Source organism: Massilimicrobiota sp. mt181 (genome assembly GCF_055420065.1).
In genome coordinates, this window is the sequence record NZ_JBVAYN010000018.1 from 11,291 (window position 1) to 23,984 (window position 12,694).

The window sequence follows — 12,694 nt, forward strand, 5'->3', positions numbered from 1 at the left end:
TCCATGAAAATAATCAACATTGGTATTCTTGCTCATGTAGATGCAGGAAAGACGACCTTAACGGAAAGTCTGCTTTATACAAGTGGAGCAATTTTAGAATTAGGCAGTGTAGATAAGGGAACAACAAGGACAGATACTATGTTTTTAGAACGTCAGCGTGGAATCACAATTCAGGCAGCAGTTACTTCTTTTAATTGGAATGACTACAAAATCAATATTGTAGATACTCCTGGACATACAGATTTTATAACAGAAGTGTATCGTTCCTTATCTGTTCTTGATGGAGCAATTTTAGTAATTTCTGCTAAAGATGGTGTACAAGCACAAACCCGAATACTATTCCATGCACTTCAAAAAATGAATATACCAACAATTATTTTTATAAATAAAATAGATCAGGATGGAATTAACTTAAATAATATTTATCAAAATATCAAAGAAAAACTTTCAAATGATATTATTGTTATGCAAAATGTAACATTAACTCCAGAAATATCAATTAAAAATATCATTGATTTAGATGATTGGGATCCTGTAATTTCCAAAAATGATAAACTTTTAGAAAAATATATTGTAGGAGAAAAATTGACTATACAAGAATTAATGTATGAAGAATATAGGTGTGTTAAAAAAGGTTCGTTGTTTCCTATATACCATGGAAGTGCTAGAAATAATATAGGGACTCAACAACTTATCGAAGCTATTTCAAATCTTTTTTGTTCTGAAATGAATGAGAATGATTCAGAACTATGTGGAAGAGTTTTTAAAATTGAATATACAGACCATAAGCAAAGATTAGTTTATTTGCGTCTTTATAGTGGAACATTACACTTACGAGATACAATTATGTTGCCAGAAAAAAAGAAAATGAAACTTACAGAAATATATATTCCTTCAAATGGGGAAATGATACAGACAAAAATAGTTTGTTCTGGAGATATTTTTATTATACCTAACAATACATTAAGATTGAACGATATTATAGGAAATGAAAAGATTTTGCCATGCAATGTATGGAATGACAAGACTGTACCAATACTACGAACAAGAATTGAACCGATAAAAATAGAAGAGAGAGAAAAATTATTGGATGCTCTTACAGAAATTGCAGATACTGATCCTCTTTTACGTTATTATGTTGATACGATAACACATGAAATCATCATTTCTTTTTTAGGAACAGTGCAGTTAGAAGTTATCTGTTCTCTGTTGATTGAAAAATATCACATAAACATAAGAATCGAAGATCCAACCGTAATTTATTTGGAAAAGCCATTACAAAAGGCAGATTATACTATTCATATTGAAGTACCACCAAATCCATTTTGGGCATCAATTGGATTATCAATAACTCCACTTCCAATTGGCACTGGAATACAGTACGAAAGCAAAGTTTCACTCGGTTATTTAAATCAAAGTTTTCAAAATGCAGTAAGAGAAGGTATTAATTATGGACTGGAGCAAGGATTGTATGGTTGGAAAGTGACAGATTGTAAAATATGTTTTGAATATGGTGTTTATTATAGCCCTGTTAGTACTCCCTCGGATTTTCGCTTTCTTGCCCCAATTGTACTTGAACAAACATTGAAAAAAGCGGGAACGCAATTATTAGAGCCATATCTTTCGTTTATACTTTTTACACCAGAGGGATACTTTTCTCGTGCATATAAAGATGCACAAAAACATTGTGCAATAATTGAAACAAGTCAATCAAAAAATGATGAAGTTATTTTTACAGGACATATTCCTGTACGTTGTATTAATGAATATCGTAATACTTTAACTCTATATACAAATGGGCAAGCAGTTTTTTTGACAGAATTAAAAGATTATCAAATTGCTACTTGTGAACCAGTTATTCAATCACGTAGACCAAATAATCGAATAGATAAAGTACGCCATATGTTTAATAAAAAAGAAAATTAAGTTACTATTCACTAAAATTACAATTTAGTGATTTGTTTAATAAATAGTAATTTGTAGAGATGATAGGAGTATTTATGAATAAAAAGTTAGTGAAAGAATTTTTAATAATAACATTTGTTATAATGCTAATATTTTGGGGTGGTTGTGCTTTAATTAGTCAAATATTTAACTTGACAATAAATAATATATTTTTAAGGATTTTGCACATTATCGGGGGATTCTCTCCAACTATTGCCTCTTATATATCACTAAAGAGAAATAACAAAGTTAAGAATTTAAAAGAATGGTTAAAAAAGATATTTGATATAAAACATAATATTTGGACTTATATTTTAGTAATTTTATTTGTATTGATTTATTATGTTTTGGGGTGTGCAATAAATGGATTTAAATTTGGTGCTCCTATATTTATGCTTATAGTAATTTTACCAATGATGTTATTTGGTGGTGGAAATGAAGAAGTTGGATGGAGAATGATTTTACAACCTGAATTGGAAAAGAAATTTGGATTTCATATAGCAACAATCTTTACTTCTATTATTTGGTGGTTATGGCATTTACCAATATTTTTTATAATAGGAACAGCAAATGCAAATATGAACTATTTTCTTTTTGGAATAATGTGTTTAACCTTATGCTATGCTTTGGCAACAATAAGAAAGGTATCGAAAGGTGTATTTCCTTGTATATTAACTCATTGTTTAATAAATGGGTTATCTGCAATATTTGTATTTAATTATAGTTTGTTAAGTTGTTGTATAACTTTGATTGTAACAATAATAGTATCAATACTAATTTTAAATATAAATAAAAGATATATAAGATAATAGCAAATCCTAATTTTCAGTGAAGAAAAGAATATATTATTTTTAATAATTGTTATCAAAAATAAAAGAGAATCTTGATAATTGAGTTATTAAATCTTATTATATAAACAGCAAAGATAAAAACGCAATGCATTGAATAAATGCTAGAGCTGGTAGGTAGCCCAGCCGTCCTATAATCATAGGGTAAGTAACCTGCCCCTCCGGGTTGTCCATTCTTTGTATATAAATTTAACAAGGAGGGATGACTATGGATAGTATAAAATGTAAACTCACTGTATATTTCGAGAATCCTTTTTGGGTTGGTGTTTTTGAACAAATCTGTGACAATAAACTTTCTGTTGCGAAGGTTATATTTGGCAAAGAGCCAAAAGATTATGAAATTCAAGAATATGTAATGAAAAAATACAATAGTTTGCAGTTTAGTCCAGCTGTAGAAGCAAACGAAAAGGAAACAAATAAGAATCCTAAAAGAAAATTAAGAGAGGCAAAAAAACAATTACAAAACAAAGGAATTGGCACACAATCTCAACAGGCTTTAAAATTACAACAAGAACAAAATAAAAAAGTTCGTAAGATTCAAAGCCATAAACAAAAAAGGATTGATAATGAACGTAAGTTTGAATTGAAACAGCAAAAGAGAAAAAGAAAACATAAGGGACATTAGTTTCTTATGTTTTCTTTTAAAATGATTTGAATATGAGAGATTTCAAAATAATTTGAGATCTCTTTTTTGTTTTAGAAAGAAAAGGAGGTGCAAAAGTGAATAAGTTTGATATGATCAATGATTTGTTAGCTGAAACAACAAAGATGGTTGTAAAAGATGAGAAATCATGGTTGTCCTTTTTAGATACATCTTCTTATATGTTTAAATACGATTTTGCTGATCAGCTTTTAATTTATGCTCAAAAGCCAGATGCGAAAGCATGTGCAACATTTGATTATTGGAATAATCGAATGAAAAGGTGGATTAAAAAAGGAGCTAAAGGTATAGCATTAATAGATGATTCAAAAAAATACTCTAGTTTGAGATATGTCTTTGATATTGCAGATACAAGAAGTCCACAACACCAAAATCTAAAGCTATGGGCAATTAACGAATCAATGTATGATGCTGTTATTGAATCATTGTCGAATAGTTATGGCATTTTAAAAAATAAGCAAGATTTAGGAAGTGCATATTTATCATTAGCTCATATGTTTGTCAAAGATAACGGTGATGATTATTTAGACCAGATCATAAAATATAATCAAAATAGTTCTTTTGAGAATATGGAAGTATTTGAAATTAAAAAAGTATTTATAAAGATTCTTGAAAACTCCATAGCATACTGTCTGATGAGAAGAAGTGATATTGACCCGATATTTTATTTTGAAAAGGGGGATTTCGACGCTATATCTTTATTTGATACATTTGATGTTATTGGTGTTTTAGGAACTGCCAATAAGGATTTAACAGATGTGGCATTAAGTGAAATCGGTCGAGTGGTACGAAAATTGATACAATCAGAAAATCGTACATTTGCACAGTCTAAAGAAATAAGTCAAAATATAGATGATGGTGATAATGAAGGGAGTGTTATATATGAAGGAAGTCACATACAATCAAGTAGGGGATTATCAGTTTCCAAATCTCAAGATAGGGAACGAGGAAAATCCATTAGGGAAATACGCAATGTTGAGAATGAATTACCTCAAAACCAATCAGCCGGCACATCTGTTCGCCTTGAGGGCAAGCAATACATTGAACAAACATCTCAAGGAAGTCGAGGAACAAGCACAGGCAAAGATGGAAAAAATGATGGAACAGATGTTAGTGAAACATCCAGCACCGAACAAAGAAACTTATCAGATGGAATGGGTACAGCATATGAACAATCTAAAGGTACAAGTCGAGGAAATCATTCTCAAGGAGATAATCTACAATTAGATTTAGAATTAGGTGGTGAAGAAGAAAATACTTTACCACCTTTTGATTTGCAGGATTTACCTGCGTTATTACGTGAAGATGTTTCACTTCAACATTCTCGTGAAGAAATTCAGCAGTTCTTTATGGAACATACCGATGATAATGAACGTACTCAATATCTTGCAGAATGTTATGATGATACTTTAGTGGAAACTTTCAGACATCCAGAAAGAAATGATTTTTCTTATATTGGCTATAAGAAAGATGGTAATGGACTTAATATATGGGCTGGTAGCTGGCAAAATAAAAAATCCAAATCTCATTTATCTTTCTTTGAACTGCAATTGGAAATCGCAAAATTAATTGAGAACAATGAATATCTACTTCCTAAATGGGAAAGAATGTCATCTATTCAAGTAACTTATGAAAATGGAACAATGAATAGAAATGTAGATTATTACCTGTTTTCATATAAAAATGAATTTAAAAAAAGCTCTGCTGAAATTATTGAATTTTTAAGCAATGAACAAGATCAGCAAAAACGAATACAGTTCATAAAGGACTTTTATCCTGACCAGATTGTAGAAATGGAAGTGGATGGTGTCATTCTTGGATTCAAGAAAGAAGAAACCCATCTACATATCTACATGGGAGCATATGACAACCAGAAAGCATCTAGCGATTACAGTTGGTCCCTTGTAGAAAGCGAAATAGACGGCATGATTCTATCACGCTATTTTGATCCTAGTGTTCAAATTCCAACTATTGAAGAACAGCAAACAGCTATATATGAAAATGAGGAACAGCTCAAAAACGGTATTTATTTTTCTCAAGAAGAGATTGATCGTGTCTTAGTTCGTGGCAGTGGCTTCGTAGATGGAAAATACAGAATCTATCAACAAAAGCTAAAAAAACAATCAATAAGCGAAAATGCCAAATTTCTAAAAGAGGAATATGGAACTGGTGGCTCAGCACCAGCAGTAGGTCTCATCAATATAAATCATGACAGCAAAGGAATCACCTTTTCTAGAAGTCGACAGATTGGCAAAGAAGAAATAGCGATAACACTCAACTGGAAGAAAATTGCGAAAAGGATTAGTGAGCTTGTTGCTGCTAATCGTTATCTTAGCAAGGACGAAATGAGACACTATCCAGAGTTTCTCCATGAGCAGATGGGACAGCAGCTTGAATACGAACGTAAAATGTTAAATCATGAACCAGCTGGTATGGTCGTGGAAAACAGTTCAGATGAGAATGTCAAGAAAGATTATCGTTGGAAAGTGGGAGATACCTTTTATAAAGGAATGGATGAATACACCATCATCGAAGATGGAAATGAGGTTGCTATTCAAAGTGATGAGTTTCCTTTATTTATTGATTATCTATCAAGAGAAGATTTCAAGAATCTCTTAAAAGAAAACCCACTTAATGACAAATTACTTGTTGCAATCGAAGAAGATAATCTTGAAACTAACGAACAGCTTTTTGATGAATATATTCCTATATTTGTTGATAAGATACAGAAAAGTGAATATTATCCACAATTAAAAGAGCGTGATACGGATGAACATGAAGCAGAACTATTTATTCGTGAAGCAATGATTGATATTATGACTTCAATCAATATCACAGATCCTGATATCTATGATTTATATACAACTGATTCAATTTTTAGAGAGCAGATGATTAATGAACTTTTAGATAGGACATATAATGATATATCGTTTTCTAAACGAAATATGAAAAAACAAATGAAGTTATATGAGGCTTTTCGTCAGCTTGATTCTGAATTTTTAAGTTTAAGTTCACCATTTTTGACATTAAAGACAAAAAACGAAAATGACTATCCCTTGTCATTGAGTTATGATCGTGATGAAGGAGTTTTTGATATGTATCATTTCTATGAAACGAATGGTATAGAAATCATGAATCCTCATATGAGATTTTCAATTGATCAAAATGATAAAACTGTTAAACCAGTTTATTATTATAATCAAGATATGAATATTGAATGGGACTCAACATCTGACATAGCTGTTGAAGATATGATAGAATATGCTCTTACATGGCTTCAAAATGTTCGTGATAAAGGATATTATCTCGCATATAAGCGTTTATATGTAAGCCATGAAAAAGATAATCTTTATTCTATTGAATTTGATGAAAATGGAAAAATCACTTATACAGATATTCCTCAAGAATATATTGATAATTATGGTGAACCCATTGTTGAAAATGAATCTAATGATAAAACTGTCATTTTAACTGAACGTATTAATTATCAGATAAAAGATGAGCATTTAGGAGCAGGTACACCAAAAGAAAGATACAGAAACAATGTAGCAGCTATTAAGTTGCTTTTTTCTTTGGAGAAAGAAAATCGTCTTGCGACATCACAAGAACAGGAGATTCTTGCAAAATATGTTGGATGGGGTGGACTTTCGGATGTTTTTGATGAATCTAAATCCTCATGGTCAAAGGAATATGAGGAACTTAAAAATCTTTTAAATGATGGTGAATATGCGATGGCAAGAGAATCGACATTGTCTTCATTTTATACTTCTCCCATTGTGATTGAGGGTATATATAAGGTACTAGAGAAGATGGGATTTCATTATGGGAATATTCTAGAACCATCATGTGGTATAGGTCATTTTTTTGGCATGATTCCTGATCATATGAAAGAGTCTAGACTTTATGGGGTTGAATTGGATTCAATTACGGGTAGAATTGCTAAACAGCTGTATCAAAATGCCAATATTGCAGTTGAGGGTTATGAAAAATCCAAACTTCCTGATAGCTTTTTTGATGTTGCTATAGGTAATGTTCCTTTTGGACAGTTTAAGGTCATAGATAAGCAATATGATAAATTAAATTTGAACATTCATGATTATTTCTTTGCAAAAACAATTGATAAAGTAAGACCAGGGGGATTGATTGCATTTGTGACATCACGTTATACAATGGATAAGAAAAATAGCACTGCTCGAAAGTATATCAATGAAAGATGTGAATTGATAGGTGCTATCCGTTTACCGAATAGCGCATTCGATGATACAAAAGCAGTTAGTGATATTCTCTTTTTGAAGAAAAGAGAAAGAGCAATTGTTCAAGAAGATGCATGGATGTCAACCGGTTTTGATGAGCAAGGTCATATCATTAATCAATATTTTATTGACCATCCTGAAATGATACTTGGAACAGTTGAAAAGACAAGAAGCATGTATGGTCGAGAAGATTTGACAGTTATCCCATATGAAGATATTTCTTTAAAAGATGCCATTAATAATGCAATAGAAAATATACATGGTAAAATGGATGAATATATCTTAGAAGATGATATAACAGAAGATGAAACTATTGAAAGTATTCCAGCAGATCCAAATATTAGAAACTTCAGCTATACAGTTGTTGATGGTGAAATCTATTATCGTATCAATAGCATGATGAACAAAGTAGATGTTTCATCAACTGCAGAAAATAGAATTATCGGTTTAATTGCTATTAGAGAGTCTGTGAGGCGTTTAATTGAATTTCAGAGTCAAGATTACTCGGAGGAAGAAATTAAGGCTGAGCAGCTTTATTTAAACGAAATCTATGATAGCTTTACATCAAAACATGGACTTATCAATAGTCGTGCAAATAGTCTTGCATTCCGAGATGATAGTTCATTTTATTTGTTGTGTTCGCTTGAAAATATTAATGAAGATGGAACTCTCAAAAGCAAGGCTGATATGTTTACAAAACGTACCATTAGAAAGAAAGTCGATATTACTCATGTTGACACTGCAAGTGAAGCATTGATGGTATCACTTGGAGAAAAAGGAAAAGTTGACCTTGAGTATATGAGTGAACTATGTAATCACTCCATTGATGATATGATTGATGAACTTGATGGTGTAATCTATAAAATACCTCATGTTTTAGATAGTGATACTAAAGCTGAATACATCACGGCTGATGAATATTTAAGTGGGAATGTACGTGAAAAATTGGAAATTGCACGATTATCTGTTGCAATTGATTCAACATATCATAAACACGTTCAAGCACTGGAAAAAGTTTTACCAAAGGATTTAAGTGCAAGTGAAATTGAGGTTAGGCTCGGAGCTACATGGATACCTGAAGGTATTTATACACAGTTTGTACATGAACTTCTAGGTACATCTGCATATTATCGTGACTATATCAATGTCACCTATTCCAATGTAACTGGGGCATGGAATATCAGTGGTAAAAGTTATGATAAAAATAATGTCAAAGCAGACAAGACTTATGGAACACATCGAGTGAGTGGCTATAAACTGATTGAGGATTGTTTGAATTTAAAATCAACAAAGATATTTGATTATGAATACGATGATGATGGTAAAAAAATTGCCGTTCTTAATAAAAAAGAAACAATGATTGCTCAACAGAAACAAGATTCTATCAAGGGAGCGTTTGTGGAATGGGTATGGAAGGATATGGAAAGACGAGATAGACTGACGAAAATCTATAACACAAATTTCAACAGTATTCGACCTCGTGAATATGATGGCAGTCATCTAACTTTTCCTAATATGAATCCTGAAATAGAACTGAGAAAGCATCAAAAAGATGCCATTGCTCATATTCTTTATGGTCATAATGTACTCCTTGCACACGTAGTTGGTGCAGGAAAAACATATGAAATGGTGGCTGCCTGTATGGAACTCAAACGACTGGGGTTGTCCAATAAATCCATGTTCGTTGTTCCCAACCATCTTGTTGAACAGTGGGGAAGTGAATTTCTGCAATTATATCCAAGTGCCAATATATTAGTCACAACAAAACGAGATTTTGAAAAAAGAAATCGTAAAAAGCTGTTTTCACGCATTGCAACAGGTGATTATGATGCGGTCATCGTCGGTCATTCACAGTTTGAAAAGATACCGATGTCTATTGAAAGACAGATACAGACGATTGAAAATCAGATAGAGGAAATCACTCGTGGCATTCAGGATTTAAAGGCGAATAATGGAGAAAGATTTACTATCAAGCAGATGGAAAGGACAAAGAAATCATTAAAAGCTAAAATGGAAAAACTGAATAATCAGGACAGAAAAGACGATTTGATCACCTTTGAAGAATTGGGTGTTGATCGTCTTTTTGTTGATGAAGCTCATTATTATAAAAATCTTTTTCTTTTTACAAAAATGAAAAATGTATCAGGATTGGCTCAAACTGAGGCACAGAAATCTTCTGACTTATTTATGAAGTGTCGTTATTTAGATGAAATCACTGGTGGAAAGGGAATTGTCTTTGCAACCGGAACGCCTATAAGTAATTCAATGACTGAAATGTATACAATGCAAAGATACCTGCAATATGGAACTCTTGTCAAACACAATTTACAGCACTTTGATAGTTGGGCAAGTACATTTGGTGAAACAGTTTCAGCCATTGAACTTGCACCAGAGGGAACGGGATATCGTATGAAAACAAGATTTGCGAAATTCTTTAACCTGCCTGAATTGATTAACATGTTCAAAGAAGTAGCCGATATAAAGACTGCAGATATGCTTAATCTTCCAGTACCTAAGGCTCATTATCATAATGTTTCCGTCAAGCCTAGTGAAATCCAAAAAGAGATTGTTGAATCATTAGGAAAACGTGCTGAAAAGATAAGAGAAGGTGCTGTTGATCCTACTGAAGATAATATGCTGAAAATCACAAATGATGGAAGAAAACTGGCATTAGATCAGAGGCTTATCAATCCATTACTGTCGGAATATGAAAATAGTAAAGTCAATGCATGTATTGATAATGTCTTAAAGATTTATCATGAAACTAAAAGCCAAAGATCAACACAATTGATTTCCTGTGATATGTCTACACCAAAGGTAAATGAGTTCAATATATATGATGAATTAAGAAAAAAACTCATTGAAAATGGTGTGCCTGATGATGAAATTGCCTATATCCATAATGCAAAAACTGATATTAAAAAGAAAGAATTATTTTCTAAAGTCAGACAAGGGAAAGTGCGTATTCTTGTCGGTTCAACAAGCAAGATGGGAGCAGGAACAAATGTTCAGGATAGGCTTGTTGCTAGTCATGATTTAGATTGTCCGTGGCGACCTTCGGACCTTGAACAAAGAGCCGGTCGTATCATTCGTCAGGGAAATACAAACAGTGATGTGTATATTTATAGATATGTAACGGAAGGGACATTTGACGCTTATCTGTATCAGCTTGTTGAAAATAAACAGAAGTTTATTAGTCAGATTATGACGAGCAAATCCCCTGTTCGTTCTGCTGAAGATATCGACGAAGCTTCACTTAGTTATGCTGAGATAAAAGCATTAGCTAGTGGAAATCCTAAAGTAAAGGAAAAGATGGAACTAGATACGAAAGTGGCTAAGCTTAAACTGGCTAAAGCCAATTATCTTTCACAAAAATATGAGCTTGAAGATAGGATAGTAAAGTATTATCCTCAAAAAATCAAACTTATCGAAGAAAGAATTCATGGTTATAAAAAGGATATAGAATCAATTGTTCATCAAAATGAATTTGTTGACATGACTGTTAAAGATATCACATTTCATGATAAAAAACAGGCAGGACAAGCCATCCTTTTAGCATGTCAGGAATTAAAATCTCAGGAGGAAATCATGATAGGGAACTATCGAGGATTTGAAATGTCGTTAAGATATGATTCATTTCATAATATTCATATTTTAACTTTAAAAAATCATTTGAGTCATCCTGTTGAATTAGGTGATGATGTCTATGGAAATATAACCCGTATTGATAATGTTATAGATTCCATTCCTAAAAAACTGGAAATAGAAAAAGCATTATATGATGAAACTTATCAGCAGTTTATGAATGCGAAGGAAGAAGTGGAGAAGCCTTTTGAAAAAGAAGATGAACTACAAAGTTTAAGTAAAATATTATCAAAATTGGATAAAGAACTTGATATTGGAGGAAAAGATGATAAGGAATCTTTAGTTTTTGATGATGAAGTTCCAGAAGAAAAATATCGTACACCAATATCATTAGAAAGATAAAGTTGATAATATATTTTATCGGCTTTTTATAATTGGGAGGAAGAAAATGAAAAAATATTTAAAGCCTGAAGAACTAGCAATGGTGAAAAAAATTGATCTATTAACTTATTTATCAAATTATGAACCTAATGAGCTTGTAAGAAAATCAAACAATGATTATGTCACAAGAACACATGATAGTCTGCATATGACTAATGGCATGTGGATGTGGTGGTCCAAAGGAATAGGTGGAAAAAGTGCATTGGATTATCTGATAAAAGTTTGTGACATGTCCTTTTTAGATGCTGCATTTTTGATATATAGATGCATCACAGAAAAGCCACCTGTTTATCAAAAAGCATATCATATGAAGCAACAATCTTGTGACTTTAAATTGCCAAAAGTATGTTCTCAATCAAAAAATATGTTTAATTATTTAGTCAATGAAAGATGTATTGATAAAGATATTGTCGATTTCTATTATCTAAGAGGCTATATCTACGAATGTCAAAAAGATCATTCAGTACTCTTTATAGGGTATGATGAAAAAGGTAAAGAAAGATTTGCATCTAAAAGAGCAACCAATGATAACTGGAAAAAAGATGTGTATGGAAGTGATAAACACTATAGTTTTAGACTTGTTAATGCAACAAATGATGTCCTTCATGTGTTTGAAAGTCCAATTGACTTAATGTCATTTCAGACTTTAGAAAAACAAAAGGGCAGATCTTGGAATCATGAAAACTATTTGTCATTGGGTGGTGCATCAAATTTTGGAAAGAATATTGAAAATTCAGAATTGCCAATAGCATTAGAACATTTTTTAATGAACAATAAACAAATAAAAGAAATCGTTTTACATCTTGATAATGATAGAGCAGGTTATGAAACAAGTGAAAAGATTAAACATCATTTAAATGGAAGATATGAGATTTTTGACAGAAGTCCAAAGAAGTTTAAAGATATAAATGAGATATTGTTGAATAATTCAATGATGAAAAAAACAATGTTAAGGTAAATAT

General features: G+C 31.7%; 5 protein-coding genes. All 5 read left to right on the top strand.

Annotated features, from left to right (window positions below; translation table 11 throughout):
• The first annotated feature begins 3 nt into the window (after window positions 1–3).
• The 5 genes from tet(44) (at window position 4) to ACZYT4_RS10265 (ending at window position 12,690) form a co-directional block, all read left to right on the top strand.
• Window positions 4–1,926, top strand: coding sequence for a tetracycline resistance ribosomal protection protein Tet(44) (tet(44), locus tag ACZYT4_RS10245; protein WP_087302314.1), 1,923 nt, complete (start codon window positions 4–6; stop codon window positions 1,924–1,926).
• Between the two features lie 74 nt (window positions 1,927–2,000).
• Complete coding sequence (locus tag ACZYT4_RS10250) at window positions 2,001–2,753, top strand: CPBP family glutamic-type intramembrane protease (protein ID WP_463785348.1); 753 nt, start codon at window positions 2,001–2,003, stop codon at window positions 2,751–2,753.
• Between the two features lie 247 nt (window positions 2,754–3,000).
• Window positions 3,001–3,417, top strand: a complete 417-nt coding sequence (locus ACZYT4_RS10255) for a YjdF family protein (protein WP_463785351.1) — start codon at window positions 3,001–3,003, stop codon at window positions 3,415–3,417.
• Between the two features lie 95 nt (window positions 3,418–3,512).
• A complete protein-coding gene (locus tag ACZYT4_RS10260) occupies window positions 3,513–11,693 on the top strand; it encodes a DEAD/DEAH box helicase family protein (RefSeq protein ID WP_463785353.1) in 8,181 nt (2,726 codons plus the stop codon).
• 46 nt (window positions 11,694–11,739) lie between these two features.
• Window positions 11,740–12,690, top strand: coding sequence for a DUF3991 domain-containing protein (locus tag ACZYT4_RS10265; RefSeq protein WP_463785355.1), 951 nt, complete (start codon window positions 11,740–11,742; stop codon window positions 12,688–12,690).
• The last annotated feature ends 4 nt before the right edge of the window (window positions 12,691–12,694 follow it).

Excerpts from the sequence above, each read along its gene's own strand:
- ACZYT4_RS10250 (WP_463785348.1), top strand. The coding sequence starts at position 2,001 with ATGAATAAAAAGTTAGTGAAAGAATTTTTAATAATAACATTTGTTATA.
- ACZYT4_RS10255 (WP_463785351.1), top strand. The coding sequence starts at position 3,001 with ATGGATAGTATAAAATGTAAACTCACTGTATATTTCGAGAATCCTTTT.
- ACZYT4_RS10265 (WP_463785355.1), top strand. The coding sequence starts at position 11,740 with ATGAAAAAATATTTAAAGCCTGAAGAACTAGCAATGGTGAAAAAAATT.